The sequence below is a fragment of the Pelagibacterium nitratireducens genome (genome assembly GCF_037044555.1).
GTDB lineage: Bacteria > Pseudomonadota > Alphaproteobacteria > Rhizobiales > Devosiaceae > Pelagibacterium > Pelagibacterium nitratireducens.
In genome coordinates, this window is the sequence record NZ_CP146275.1 from 2,589,089 (window position 1) to 2,603,133 (window position 14,045).

At 61.2% G+C, this 14,045-nt stretch carries 10 protein-coding genes; 2 read left to right on the forward strand and 8 right to left on the reverse strand.

Going from position 1 to position 14,045, the window contains the following annotated elements; genetic code table 11:
* Nucleotides 1-122: 122 nt before the first annotated feature.
* From V6617_RS12780 to V6617_RS19015, 3 genes are all read right to left on the reverse strand, one after another.
* Nucleotides 123-1,265: a PQQ-dependent sugar dehydrogenase gene (locus V6617_RS12780; protein ID WP_338607339.1), complete on the reverse strand. Its 1,143-nt coding sequence runs from the start codon at nucleotides 1,263-1,265 to the stop codon at nucleotides 123-125.
* Nucleotides 1,266-1,345: 80 nt separating this feature from the next.
* The gene (locus V6617_RS12785) at nucleotides 1,346-2,056 is read right to left on the reverse strand and encodes a D-lyxose/D-mannose family sugar isomerase (protein WP_338607340.1); all 711 of its coding nucleotides are present in this window, start codon (nucleotides 2,054-2,056) and stop codon (nucleotides 1,346-1,348) included.
* A gap of 18 nt (nucleotides 2,057-2,074) precedes the next feature.
* Entirely contained in the window at nucleotides 2,075-2,266 is a 192-nt protein-coding gene (locus V6617_RS19015; RefSeq protein WP_422394783.1) for a glycoside hydrolase family 2 protein, read from the reverse strand.
* 267 nt (nucleotides 2,267-2,533) lie between these two features.
* On the opposite strand from V6617_RS19015, the gene V6617_RS12790 reads away from it, so the two are divergent.
* Nucleotides 2,534-3,019 carry an isoprenylcysteine carboxylmethyltransferase family protein gene (locus V6617_RS12790; protein ID WP_338607341.1) on the forward strand — a complete coding sequence of 162 codons (486 nt, stop codon included), beginning with the start codon at nucleotides 2,534-2,536 and terminating at the stop codon, nucleotides 3,017-3,019.
* Here V6617_RS12790 and V6617_RS12795 read toward each other — a convergent pair whose 3' ends face one another.
* Both V6617_RS12795 and V6617_RS12800 read right to left on the reverse strand, forming a co-directional pair.
* A complete protein-coding gene (locus tag V6617_RS12795) occupies nucleotides 3,020-4,912 on the reverse strand; it encodes an ABC transporter ATP-binding protein (RefSeq protein WP_338607342.1) in 1,893 nt (630 codons plus the stop codon). It abuts the gene before it with no gap.
* Nucleotides 4,913-5,000: 88 nt separating this feature from the next.
* The gene (locus V6617_RS12800; protein ID WP_338607343.1) at nucleotides 5,001-6,866 is read right to left on the reverse strand and encodes an ABC transporter ATP-binding protein; all 1,866 of its coding nucleotides are present in this window, start codon (nucleotides 6,864-6,866) and stop codon (nucleotides 5,001-5,003) included.
* Nucleotides 6,867-7,333: 467 nt separating this feature from the next.
* Between V6617_RS12800 and V6617_RS12805 the strand changes: the two genes are divergently transcribed.
* On the forward strand, nucleotides 7,334-9,013 hold the full coding sequence (locus V6617_RS12805; RefSeq protein WP_338607344.1) for an ATP-binding protein: 1,680 nt from the start codon (nucleotides 7,334-7,336) through the stop codon (nucleotides 9,011-9,013).
* Here the strand turns inward: V6617_RS12805 and V6617_RS12810 are convergent.
* Genes V6617_RS12810 through V6617_RS12820 form a run of 3 tightly spaced genes read right to left on the reverse strand, consistent with a single transcriptional unit; the run spans nucleotide 9,010 to nucleotide 13,999 of the window.
* Nucleotides 9,010-11,907, reverse strand: a complete 2,898-nt coding sequence (locus tag V6617_RS12810) for a bifunctional [glutamine synthetase] adenylyltransferase/[glutamine synthetase]-adenylyl-L-tyrosine phosphorylase (RefSeq protein ID WP_338607345.1) — start codon at nucleotides 11,905-11,907, stop codon at nucleotides 9,010-9,012. The two genes, V6617_RS12805 and V6617_RS12810, sit on opposite strands and share 4 nt — an antisense overlap.
* Before the next feature lie 12 nt (nucleotides 11,908-11,919).
* Nucleotides 11,920-13,335 (reverse strand): HAMP domain-containing sensor histidine kinase, encoded by a 1,416-nt coding sequence (locus V6617_RS12815; RefSeq protein ID WP_338607346.1) that lies wholly within the window; start codon nucleotides 13,333-13,335, stop codon nucleotides 11,920-11,922.
* Entirely contained in the window at nucleotides 13,328-13,999 is a 672-nt protein-coding gene (locus tag V6617_RS12820) for a response regulator transcription factor (RefSeq protein WP_338607347.1), read from the reverse strand. The genes V6617_RS12815 and V6617_RS12820 overlap by 8 nt, the downstream gene beginning before the upstream one ends.
* Nucleotides 14,000-14,045 lie beyond the last annotated feature (46 nt).

Consider the following 14,045-nt stretch of genomic DNA (forward strand, 5'->3'; position numbering starts at 1 on the left):
AATGGTCCCCAAATGCGCGGGACCAGCAAGGGTGCCTCTCACCCTGTGCGAGTTCGATCCCGCTCCGGGCGATCGGGATGGCCCGGGCGCCGGTTCCCCCGACGCCCGGATTGATTAGCCGATCACTGCTCCGGGCTCAACCGCAGAATCTGCCCCGGATCGGCGTCGGTAATGAGATAAAGCGCGCCATCAGGTCCCTCGGTTACATCGCGGATACGATGGGGAAAACCGTCTCCGAACAGGAACTCGTCGCCCAGCACCTCTTCGCCCTCGAGGTCGATGCGGATCAGGTCGGTGCCGGCAAGAGCCCCCATAAAGGCGTCACCCTGCCATTGGGGGAACAGATCGCCCGTGTAGAACGCCAGCCCGGATGGCGCCGGGGATGGTACCCAGGTCCGTTCGGCTTCCACCAGGTCGTCGGGCAGGTCTTGAGGCGGGTTGATGGGATCGCCCGAATATTCGGTGCCTTCGGTCAACAACGGCCAGCCGTAGTTTCCACCGGGCACGACCTTGTTGAGCTCGTCGCCGCCGCGCGGTCCATGTTCGGCCACCCAGAGCTGATCGGTTTGAGGATGCATGTCGGCACCCTGCATGTTGCGATGACCATAACTCCAGATTTCGGGCAACGCGCCTTGTGTATCGACAAAGGGGTTGTCCTCGGGCACCGACCCGTCGGGCAGGATGCGGATCACCTTGCCCAGGTGTGAATCGAGATTCTGCGCCTGAACGCGGAACTCGGCATCGGACCGCTCACCGGTGGTGATGAACAGATAGCCATCATTGTCGAACGTCAGCCGGGAGCCAAAATGCAGCGTCGAGGGCAGCTTGGGCTGTTGAGAGAAGATGACTTCGACATCGGACAATTGCCCCCTGTCCTCGCTCAGAACCCCGCGTGCCACGGCCGTGGAATTTGTCCCGGCCTCATCGCCGGGTTCGGCGTAGCTCACATAGACATAGCGGTTGGATTCAAATTCGGGATCGAGAGCCACATCGAGCAGACCGCCCTGCCCCTCGAAAACCACTTCGGGCACCCCCGTGATCGGATCGGAAATTGTCCCGTCTGCCGCAACATGGCGCAAATTGCCCGACCGTTCGGTCACCAACATGCTGTCGTCGGGCAAAAATACCATGCCCCATGGAAACTGCAGCCCCTCGACAACCGGATCGAGCGCCACAGCGCCGGCTTCGGTTTCATAGGTTTGGGCGATAGCGGGAGTCGTCAGTGCCGTTGCACACACAAGACCGGCAAGAGCTTGGCGGAACATTGGTTTCTCCTCTTGGATTGGCATAAAATGCCAACCCTGCGAGGCATGTCCGGTTCCGCTCGCCGGCGATCACGATGGTGTCAGTAGCCCGAGCCGCCGCCGGCCCCAAACCATTTTTCATAGTCAGAAACCAGCAGATGGATCGGATCGACGTCCTCCTCGATTGCGGCGAACCGCCCGATGGGATCGAGGAACGTGTTGTCGGTCCTGTCGTCGTTGACCGTTGAGACCTCGCCGATCAGCACGTCGCCCCCCTCGCCCCAGAATTTGTGCCAATTGCCCGGCAACAGGGTCACGCTTTCGCCGGGTGAGAGTTCGAGAATACCACCCGCAGGCAGAACGCGGCGGATGCCATCGGTAAACACCTCGACCTCCCCGGATGTATCGATGCCTTCGCCCGTTCCGTCATCATTGTAGAGCTGGAGCGCCAGCGTGGCGCCGCCGCGATTGATGATGTCCTCGGCCTTTATGGTGTGGCGGTGCATGGGCGAAATCTGGTCGTGACGCGAGATCATGATCTTTTCGGCATAGAGCATACCGCGCCCCTTGCCGAGATCGGCCGCATCGCCGTTGCGGACGGTGAACAGGAACAGGCCGAGCGCATCGAAATCGCCCTGCCCGTAATCGGTCACGTCCCAGCCCAACCCGGAGCGCAAGATATTGTCAATCTGGTCCTGCTTGTCCTTCATTTCGGACGGTGTCCAATATGCAAAGGGGGGCAGGATATAGCCGAAAGAGCGGATGAATTCGTCCGCTTCGGAAATGATGTCATTGACGCGGGAACGCTTCATCCCGTGATCTCCGTCTGCTCAATATGTTTCCGCCAAATGGCTGATCCGCAAACTGTTTTGGAGATCGTCCAGCCCCGGCGCCGCACCCCTGCGAGGCGAGAAGCTAAGGGTTGCCGGACGACCGGGCAAGAGGGTGATACAATTGTCCGAGAAATATCGCGCAGGTTCGACTTGCGCCGTGACAAAGAAGGCACACGCGTCCGATTGCAAGGTGAGTTCAGAGCCGTTTGCGCATCAGAACTACCCCTCCGCAACAGCCTCGCGTGATACGCGAGCCAGTTCAGGTGCTGATTCAAGTCCGATAGAAACATCGAGTCCGTGCAAGGGTTTGGCAGCACCCTCCATATCCAAGGCAATCATATCGAGTGTGAACTCCGCACATGCCAGGCCCTCGCTCATGCCCTTGATGACGACATCTAATTTAGTTCAATGTCTGGGCGAAATGGAAAACTCCAATGACGGACGCCCCGGGAGACAATGATGGACGAGAACGAGCGCGACAATCCCGGCCTTCCCCACCTGCCGCCGACCTATCCGGTTGGCTTTCTGGCTTTGGCTATCATTTTGGAGTTCTTGGTTCCACTCCGGTTCCTGGCCGCTCCGGCAGTGTTCTCGCTGCAAACACTGATCGGCGGCGTGCTGCTCGTCTTGGGCCTCTCGCTCGACATCTGGGCCTTCCGGCTATTTAGGGCCGCCGGGACCAACCCCGAGCCTTTCAAACCGACCACGGCAATCGTCGCACGCGGCCCCTACAGGTTCACGCGCAATCCTATGTATGTGGGCTTCCTGCTGAGCTTTACGGGCATTGGCCTGCTGTTTTCGCTGGAATGGACGCTGATCGCGCTGCCTGTCCTGTGGTTCGTCCTCGATCGCGTAGTGGTGCAACGCGAAGAGGCCTATCTTGCCCGCAAGTTCGGGGCCGACTACGAAACATTTCTCGCAACGACCCGCCGCTGGCTCTGACTATTCGGCGGCTTGCTCGTCCTTGAGGTCGAGGAAGCCGCCGGATTGGCGTTCCCAGAGCCGGGCATAGTGGCCACCCCGCGCCAACAGCGCCTCATGCGTACCCTCTTCGACAACACGCCCATGATCGAGGATGACCAGCCGGTCCATGGCGGCAATTGTCGAGAGGCGATGGGCTATGGCAATCACCGTCTTGCCGTCCATGAGCTTGTCGAGCTGGCTCTGAATGGCGGCTTCCACCTCGCTGTCGAGGGCAGACGTTGCCTCGTCGAGGACAAGGATCGGCGCGTCCTTGAGCAGAACCCGTGCTATGGCGACACGCTGGCGCTGCCCGCCGGAAAGCTTGACCCCGCGCTCGCCGACCTGCGCGTGATAATCCGTCCGGCCGCGGCTGTCCTTGAGATCCATGATGAAATCATGGGCTTCGGCGCTCTTGGCAGCGGCGATCATTTCCTCCTCGTTCGCTCCGGCCCTGCCGAACAGGATGTTGGCCTTGACCGAACGGTGCAGCAGGGCCGTGTCCTGGGTCACAACCCCGATATGGGCGCGAAGAGATTCCTGGGTAACCTTTGAAATGTCCTGTCCGTCGATCAGGATGCGCCCGCTTTCCAGATCGTAAAAACGCAGCAGCAGATTGACCAGCGTGGATTTGCCGGCGCCCGAATGACCGACCAGCCCGATCTTTTCGCCGGGGCGCACGTTGAGATCGACGCCCTCGATGATGCCCTTTTCGCGGCCGTAGTGAAACCTGACATTTTCGAACTTGATCCCGGCGCCTGTGACCTTGAGCGGCCTAGCGTCAGGCGCGTCCGTCAATTCGAGAGGCTGGGCGATGGTTTCCATCGCGTTCTGGGCAACGCCGAAATGGCGCATCATGCCGTTGAGCTGCCCCATGAGGCGCCCCTGCATCATGTTGAGGCGCAGCACCAGGCTGAGCGTGAAGGCGATAGCGCCCACGGTAATGGCGTTTGCCGTCCAGAGCTGGATGGCCAGCCAGCCGAAAGCCATGATCATTACGGTGCTCAGCAGGCCCATGGAGGCCCGCATGCCCGTCACGAGACGGGCCAACCGGGTCGCGGAATCGAGGAAACGCTCGAACCCCTTTTTGACGTAGGTGTCGTTGTCTTCGGCGTTGCCGAACAGACGCAGGGTCTGGACGTTGGCGAAGCTGTCGGTGATCCGGCCGTTGAGCACCGAAGCATTTTCGGCGTTCTCTGCGGCGCGGGAGCGCATGCGCGGCACATAATAGCGGGCCATCAGGAGAATGGCAGCGATCCAGATCACCACAAGCGCCGCCATGCGCCAGTCGAGCTGGGCAAAAAGGAAAATTGTCGTGCCGGCAAAAATGGTCAGCGCCCAGCCGATCTGGATGACGCTGGCGACGAAATCGTTGAGCGATTGGGCGGCCTGGGACACCTTGGTGACCAGCCGTCCCGCGAAATCATCGTTGAAAAACCGGATAGACTGGCGCGATACATAGCCATAGGTCTGCCAGCGCACCATTGTGTTGAACCCGCGCCCGATGGTCTGTTCCTCGACCAGCGCCTGCAACGCGGGCGCCGCAAAGCGCCCCACCACCACAACGACCAGCATCATGGCAAGCTCGGTGCCGTGGGCGGAAATCAGCCCGGCCCAGCCGCCCGCTGCATCGGTGCTTTCCAGCAGATCGATGAGCCGGCCCATATAGAAAAAGAACAGCGCCTCGAACAGCGAGGTGAGGCCCGTAAACAAGAGGACCGCGAGGTAGGGCGCCTTGGCCTGGCGGATATAATACCAAAGGAACGCCCAGATCGTGTCGGGCGGCTGGATATCTCCCTTGTGCTCGAAGGGCATGATCCAGGTTTCGAAGATTTTCGAGATGCGGGCGGGAAGGCTGAGGGTCTCTTGCGTCATGTTCTGATAAATGGCGTCGGCGAGAGATTATGTCAAGATATATCTTAGAAACACGCTTACGCCGCCACCAGCCTTCCCGTCTTTCACGTTATTGCGCGGCAACCTCCTCGGCATCCGCGTCGATGAAGCCGCCGGACTGGCGGGCCCACAGGCGGGCATAGGTGCCGCCCGTTTCCACAAGCTCGGCATGGGTGCCTTGTTCCACCACCCTGCCCTCTTCGAGGATAATGAGCCGATCCATGGCGGCGATCGTCGAGAGCCGGTGGGCAATGGCAATCACCGTCTTACCTTCCATAAGCATGTCGAGCTGGCTTTGAATTGCCGCTTCGACTTCGGAATCGAGCGCCGAAGTTGCCTCGTCGAGCACCAGGATCGGCGCATCCTTGAGCAGCACGCGCGCAATCGCAATGCGTTGGCGCTGGCCGCCCGAAAGCTTGACGCCACGCTCGCCGACATGAGCATCGTAGCCCTTGCGGCCCTTGGCATCGACCAGCGTCAGAATGAAATCATGGGCTTCGGCCTGCCGCGCGGCGTCGATCATCTGCTCATCGGTGGCATCGGGGCGACCGTACTTGATATTGTCGGCCACCGAACGGTGCAGGAGCGATGTGTCCTGGGTCACGACCCCGATGTTGGCGCGCAGCGAATCCTGGGCGACCGATGCCACGTCGGTGCCATCGATGAACACGTGCCCGCTCTGGCGATCGTAGAAGCGCAGCAGCAGATTGACGATCGTCGACTTGCCCGCCCCCGAACGTCCGACAAGGCCGATCTTTTCCCCGGCGCGGATATGCAGGTTGAGCCCTTCGATAACCTTGGAGCTCTCATCGTCACCCTTCTTGCCGTAGTTGAACGCCACGTCCTTGAAAACGATATCGCCCTTAACCCGTTCAAGCCTGGGCGCATCGGGTTCATCGGCGACGATCGAGGGGAGCGAGAGCGAATTGATGCCGTCGCGCACCGTGCCGATGTTCTCAAACAGCGCCGACATTTCCCACATGATCCACTGGCTCATGCCCTGGAAGCGCAGAACGATGGCAGCGGCCGCCGCAACGGCACCGGCGCTGACCAGATCGTCGAGCCAGAGCCAGATGCCGACAAAGCCCACGGCAAACAGCAACAATCCATTGAGAATGGTAATGCCTTGGTTGAGGATCGTCACATAGCGCATCTGGCCGTGGACGGTATCGAGGAACTCGTCCATTGCTTCTCGGGCGTAGGTTTCCTCGCGGCTCGAATGGGAGAACAGCTTGACCGTCGCGATGTTGGTGTAGCTGTCGACAATCCGGCCGGTCATCATCGAGCGCGCGTCGGCCTGCAGTTCGGAAATCTTGCCCAGTTTGGGCACATAATAGCGCAGCAGCAAGACATAGGCGATGACCCAGACAATGAAGGGCAGCGCCAGCCAGACATTGTTCATGGCCGCCAGAACCACGGCACCGATGAAATAGACAATGACGTAATTGAGCACGTCGAGCAATTTCATCACCGTTTCGCGTACGGCGAGCGCTGTCTGCATCACTTTGGTGGCGATGCGGCCGGCAAATTCGTCCTGGAAATAGCTCATCGATTGGCGGATGAGATAGCGGTGCGCCATCCAGCGGATACGCTGGGGAAAATTGCCCAGAAGCGTCTGGTGGATGATCAGGTTCGAAATCAGCACCAGCGTCGGCACGACGAGCAGCACAAACAGGCTCATCCAGAACAGCATCGGACCTTCCTGGGCCAGGAAGGTGTCCTTGTCGGCAGCCGAAAGCCAGTCGATCACGTTGCCGAGGAACCCGAACAGGGCGATTTCGGCCAGTGCAACCAGCGTCGAGAGCACCGCCATGGCAATCAGGGGCAGCTTTACGCCGTCCATATAGTGCAGGCAGAAGGCCAGCAGCGTATTGGGCGGCTGCGAAGGCGCTTCGGGCGGATAGGGATTGAGCAGTTTTTCGAACCAGCGGAACATCGGACAACCAGAAGGGAAGAGAACCCGGCATTCCCGCCCGCGCCTTCCCACATGCGCAAGCGGAACCTGAGGTGATTAATTTAACAAGATAATACTTGATAAATTCAATTCCGAAATTCGTCAAGCACTGACCTTGCCGCAAGGACGCTGCAGCATCTGTAAATCCGACACCGGATAAATCCGTTGGACAGCCGCATAGAATAGCAGCCTTGGGAATGAGTCGCATGTCTCTTGGATGACACCGGCCCAGCGCAGCGCGACCCTTAACAAAGTGGAAATATTTTTTTCGGTCCTAAGTGACTCTGCCGACTCGACAATTCCGGTCCGCGCAAATACCGGCAAAAAATGCCTATGGACAAGAGTCATGCAACCGATTCAAAGTCTTAGCATCACGAAATTGGTAGGGGCAGCCGCTGGAACGCGGTTGATCGGGCATGGGTTCGGCGGAGACATCCGGCGGCAGCGATATGGGATTCGGGGACCAAGCCAAGGGCCTGGTGCAGCGTCTTCTGGCCGCCGGGAATCTGCCGGTTCCTGCCCTTTTGGCGCTCGTTGCGACCCTTGCCTCGGCGGCGCTTTTCATTGGCAATGATTTTGCCCGCTCACAGATCGACCTTGAGAAGCGGGCTCAACTGGTTGCTGCCCTTGCTGCGGCCCAGATTGCACCGGACCACTTCGACACCCTGCCCTCCAGCTTGCCCTTGCTGCCGTCCGGATTTGCGGACAGCACCCATTTTGTTGTTCTCGGCGCCGATGGGCAGGTGCTCCTCGGTGTATCGCCCGCAGCGACGGGAGACGATGCCAGCCCACTCCTGCCGCGAGATCAATATGTTCATGCCAGGGCGCCGCTCACGAATGACGCGGGCGAAGTCGCTGTGTTCATTTCCCGGTTTTCCGTTCTCGACGATCTCGCGTGGCGCCATGGCTGGATTCTTGCCGGCCTGTTGTTGGGCGCGGGGCTGATCGTTCACACGAGCTACCGGCGGACCAGACGTGGCGCGGCCCTGCTTCCAGCCATCGAAGCCGTGCCATACGGACTGGCACATTGGTCTGAGGACGGGCTTCTGGTCTGCACCAACCCCGCTTTTGCGCGTCTCTTGCGGCTTGATCGGACGGCAACAATGCCCGGCGCCTGTTACTCCGATATCAGCGAAACGATTTCAGGCGAAGTTTCCGCCCGTCCGGTCCTTGATACCGAGCGCCAGCGTGTCGTCGAGGTGGCGCGCGAGGATGGCTCGGTTGTGATGCTCGACGAACGCCCCTGCCCGTCCGGCGGCTTCATCACCATCGTCACCGATATTACCGAGCGCAAGGCCGCCGACCGGCTGCTGGGTTCGATCCGGGAAGAACAGCGCCAGCTCGCCCGGCGCTACCACGAGGAAAAGGTAAAGGCCGAGGCTTCAAGCCGTGCCAAGACGAGTTTTCTTTCCCACCTCTCCCACGATATCCGCACACCGCTCAATCACATAATCGGCTTTGCCGACATGATCGCGCTCGAGACCTTCGGTCCCCTGGGCGACCCCAAATATCGATCCTATGTCACCGACATCAAATGCGCCGGTGAAAAGCTGCTGACGTCTTTTGCGGAAATTCTTGAATTCGCCGAACTCGAAGGTGGCCGTAAGACTCTCAAAAAAGAGACCATCGCCATCGACGATCTGCTTTCAGGCTGTTCGATCCGCTTTGCCGGTCGCGCCGCCAAGGCCGGCGTACGGCTCGACGTGGCGCGGCGCACCCAGGGCGACCTTCTGGCCGACCGGCATTATCTCGACCGCATGCTCGCCAATCTGATCGAAAACGCATTGCGATTCACTCCGGCCGGCGGCTTGATCCGGGTCGCCGCCTGGCCAGCGGACAATGGCGTCGTGCTTGAAGTGACCGATACCGGCGCGGGCATGAGCCAAGAGCAGATGAGCAAGCTCTCCCAGCCTTTCGCGCTTCCCGATGCCGCGTTCACGCGGGACCATGACGGCGTCGGCCTGGGCATCGCCATCGCGCGGGCCGTGGCGGAACAAAGCGGTGGGCGGCTGGCCATAGATTCGCTGGAGGGCATCGGGACCACTGTGGCCATTTCCCTGCCCATGGCGCCGGCGCAGGAACACAAATTGCCAACCCCGATTTCAATTGCCACGGCGCAGGCGGCCTAGCCTCTCATGTTCTTGTAAAATTGAGCGGCTGCCGCGCTCACTTCCGCGCGCATCGCCACGATGTCGGCCTCCAGTCTGGCGAAATCGGGATAGTTGGCACGGCGCGCCACCAGTTCACGGAAGGCCGGTGTCCAGCCCTCGTCCTTGAGCGGATCGAGAAGGCAAGCGCTCATCAATTGCAGGATCGTCGCATAGGTCGCATGGATTTCCGCGAGGCGCTCGCCTTGCGGAAGGGTGCCTGTTTCCGTCAGCCTTAAGAGCACTTTGGCTGGCGGGGCCTGTGGTACATCGAGCTTTGCCCCTTCGAGAAGTTGCGCCGTCTGGGCGACAAATTCCAGATCGACCAGCCCGCCATCATGGAGCTTGAGATCGAAAGGGTGACGCGGCGGACGCTCCCTGGCCATCAGGGCGCGCATGTCGAGAACATCTCCCACGATTTTTGCCCGGTCGCGCGGAAGCGCCATGATGCGGGCAATCTCGCTATCGACGGTTTCGGCCAATCCCTCATCACCGATCGCCACGCGGGCGCGGGTCAGCGCCAGATGCTCCCATGTCCAGGCCTCATCGCTCTGATAGGTGCGGAAGCGTTTCAGGCTGGTGGCCAGCGGTCCGGCATTGCCCGAGGGCCGCAGCCGCATGTCAGCCTCGTAAAGCACCCCTTCGGCGGTTGGCGCGGAAATGGCAGCAACGAGCCGCTGAGTGAGGCGCGTGAAGTAGGTGGCGACGTCGAGCTCTCGCTCTCCATCCGACCCTGTCGTGCCCTCGGGTACATCGTAGAGCAGTATGAAATCGAGATCGGAGGTCAGCGTCATCTCCCGGCTGGCCATCTTGCCGAAACCGAGCAGTCCAACCTGCGCGCCGGGGACCGATCCGTGCCGTTGCGCAAAATTTTCGCGCACAGCAGCAAACAGCCGGGCCAGCAGTGTTTCGGCCAGTGCCGTAAACTGGCGGCCCGCCTGTTGCGCCGACAACGCGCCGCCCACAAGGCCGGCAGCGATGAGAAATTTCTGTTCCTGCCCGATGATGCGCGCCCGGTCGATCAGATCCTCGAAGCTGCGGGCTTCGCTCAGAAAGGCATCGACGCTGGCCACAAGGTTTTCCGAGGTTACGATATCGCCGGCGAAGGACGGATCGATCAGCCCGTCCACCACATGGGCCCGATGGATCACAGCCTCGGCCAGCCTCGGCGCCGAGGACATGAAATCGAGCAGCAACTGGCGCAGATGGGCGTGATTGCGCAGCAGCGCAAACATCTGCACGCCCGCCGGCAGCCGGGTCAGGAAATCGTTGAACCGGGCAAAGGCGATATCGGCGTTGCCGCTATCGGCAAAGGTCTTGAGCAGCCCGGGGATCAACTCGGTCAGATGCTCGCGCGCCTTTGAGGCGCGGGTTGCCGCATAGCCCCCATAATGCCATTTGCGAATGGTGGCCGAAACGGCAGCGGGATTGGCGAACCCCAGATTTGCGAGGGTTTCGAGCGTATCCGGGTCATCGTCCGAACCGGTAAACACCAGATTGCCCAGATCTCCCGAAAGGCTCTCGCCCTCGGAAAACAGCTCGGCGTAATAATCGGAAACCCGGGCCAGAGCGGCGCGATAGTCGGCCTCGAACGCCTCGCGGGTCGCGCAGCCCATTAGCAGCGCGATCTGCGCGACGCCCTCTTCGGTCTCGGGCATCACATGGGTTTGTTCGTCGCGCAGCATCTGGAGCCGGTTTTCCACGGCCCTCAGGAACCAGTAGGTTTGCTCAAGATCCTTTGCCGCCTCGGGGCTGATCCATTTGCCCTCGACCAGCGCCGCCAGCGCCTCTACCGTTGGCCGGATACGCAGGGCGGGATCGCGCCCACCGGCGATCAATTGCTGGGTCTGGACGAAAAACTCGATCTCGCGGATACCGCCGCGCCCCAGCTTGACGTTATGGCCCAGCACACGCTGTTCACCCACCTTGCGGTGAATGTTGATCTGACGCTTCATGGCCTGAATATCGGCGATCATCGCGAAGTCGAGATGTTTGCGCCAGATGAAGGGCGCGAGTTCCTTTAAAAACTGATTGCCCACTCCGATGTCGCCGGCGCAGGGCCGCGCCTTGATCCAGGCCGCCCGTTCCCAGTTCTGGCCGCGCGATTCATAATAGCCCAGCGCTGCATCGAACGATATCGCCACCGGGGTCGAGCCCGGGTCGGGGCGCAGGCGCACGTCGGTGCGGAACACATATCCGTCGGCCGTTCGGTCCTGCATGATGGACACCAGCCGGCGGATGATCCGGACATAGAATTTGTTGTGATCGGCATCCTCGGGCAGCACCGCCACCATCGGATCGTAGAACGCGACAATGTCGATATCGGAGGAATAGTTGAGTTCCTGCCCGCCATGCTTGCCGAGTGCAAAGATCGCAAGACCCGAATTGGCGGCGCTGGCCTGTTCGACTCCCTGGGCCAGCTTGCCCTCGCGCGCGGCCTCGTCCATCAGGAAATCGAGCGTTGCCTCCAGGGCTGCGTCCGCAAGATCTGACATGCAGCGCGTGGTTTCCCGTGATGTCCAGACACCGCCGATTTCGGCCACCGCCGACAGCAGTGCCCCGCGCGCCTTGCCGACCCGCAGCCGCTTTGCCAGTTCGGCCTCGGTCTCACAGGAGCCCGCCGAAATCATCTCGGCGATCACCCTGGAAAAAGCCGATTGGGGCTCATCCTGCAGGGCCTCGGCGAACCACTGGGCATGCTGGACTGCGAGGTCGCGCAGATAGGGGGCGGTCGCAAAGATCGGGCCCAGAGTGGCCGCAGCGGTTTCAAACGCTGCACGCTCGCTCTCGCCCAGTGTCTCGGTCACATCGTCCGGCAGCGCCATGTTTTCGGGCGCTGCATCGAGTGCACGCAATCGCGGTCCCAGTGCCGTCATGGCAGAACCACTCTAGCCTGCGGGAAAGGTAATGACAGCCCTGGCGCCGGGCGCATTGTCCTCAAAGCGGATATCGCCCCTGTGCAACCGCACAACCGCCGAGACAAGCGCAAGTCCCAGCCCGGCCCCCGGTTCGGTACGACTGGTTTCCAGCCGCGCGAAGCGTTCAAAGACCCGTGCACGATCGGCCTCGGGTATGCCCGGCCCCCGGTCAGCAACTTCAATGATGATCCTCCCCGCTTCGCGGCGGGCGGAAATCGATATGCCGCCGCCTTCGGTGCTCCGACCGTACTTTATGGCATTTTCGACAAGATTTACAAGGGCTTGACCGATGAGTTCGCGATTTGCGTCAAGCGTGATTCCAGGAGTGATGGCGGTTTGCAGCGTGATCCCGGCGTCCTCGGCCACCGGGGTGTAGAGTTCGGCCACATCGGCCACCACTTCACTCAGGTCGATATCGGAAAACGCCCCGGTCGAGGTCCCCGCCTCGGCCCGGGCAATGAGCAGCAGCGCGTTGAAGGTGCGAATGAGCTGGTCGGATTCGGCGATGGAGGTTTCGAGCGCCACCCGCCGCGCTTCGGGATCGGGATTGCGCAACGCCGCCTCGGCCTTGTTGCGCAGCCGGGTCAATGGGGTCTTGAGGTCGTGGGCGACATTGTCTGTCACTTCCTTGAGCCCGGCCATCAGCCGCTCGATGCGTTCGAGCATGGCGTTGAGGCTGGTGGCCACCGCGTCGAATTCGTCATTGCGGCCGGTCACCGGCACGCGCTCGGACAGATTGCCCGACATGATCTTGTTGGAGGTGTCGGTAATGGCGTCGATGCGGCGCAGCACGTAGCGTGCGGTCAACCCGCCTGCCAAAACCGACAGCACCACGATGCCGATAACGCCGCCGAAAAAGGTCCGCAGGATGATGGCGTTAAAGCCGCGCCGCTCGCCGACGTCGCGGCCGATAATCAGCCGCAGCCCGTTGGGCAGTTCAAGCGATTCCACCATGGCCGTGCCGCTCGTGGGCACGGAGTCCTCCGGCCCGCCGTAGATTTCCCGGCCGCGCTCGTAATTGAGTTCGTAGCGTCCGGGCTCGGCGAGGACGATGGCGGGAAAGTCGGTGACGTTACCGGCGATCATGACGCCGGTGGGGTCGCCGAGATAATAGATTCCCGGTCCAGGTCTGTCGGCCAGCCTTTGGACGGCGAAGGCGACGGCCCGCACGCCCGACTGGTTGGCGAGCAGGCGAATCTGGGCAATTTCGCGTTCGACATCGCGCAATTGCTCGCGCTGGATCTGGATAGCGCTCTGATAGGCGATCAGGCCCAGAAGGACGATGGCAAAGCCCACAAAAATCGCGATGAACATCGCCGTGAGCCGGACCGTCGTGGTTCGCCACAAGGAGCGCAGACGAAACGGTCTGGGCGTCGCGTCAGTCACGGATCATGTACCCCGCGCCGCGCACGGTCTGGAGCAGCTGGCGCTGATGGCCCTTGTCCACCTTGCCGCGCAGGCGCGACATATGCACGTCGATCACATTGGTCTGGGGGTCGAAGTGATAATCCCAGACATTTTCGAGCAGCATGGTGCGGGTGACGACGCGCCCTGCGTTTTTCATGAGATATTCGAGGAGGCGAAATTCGCGGGGCTGCAGAATTATGGTTTCCCCTGCCCGCTCGACCTTGCGCGATAGCCGATCGAGGGTCAGATCGCCCACCTGATAGGATGTCGCGGCCTCGCTTGGGGCAGAGCGGCGCGCCATGACCTCGATACGGGCCAGAAGTTCGGAAAAGGCGTAGGGCTTGACCAGATAATCGTCACCACCAGCGCGCAGTCCGGTGACCCGGTCATCGACCTCGCCAAGGGCCGAGAGGATGAGAACGGGGGTGTTGTCGTCTTCGGCCCGCAACGATTCGATGATCGAAAGGCCATCGCGGCGCGGCAGCATGCGGTCGACGATCAGCACGTCATATTCCATGCCCGAAGCCATGGCGTAGCCGGTCTCGCCATCGCTGGCATGATGGGTGACATGACCGCATTCATCGAGCGCCTGAATGAGATAGGTGGCCGCTTCGCGGTCGTCTTCGATGAGCAGTATTTTCACTCTTGGCGCCCCCGCAAAAGGAGGGCCGGCCCGAGTCCCGGGTCGG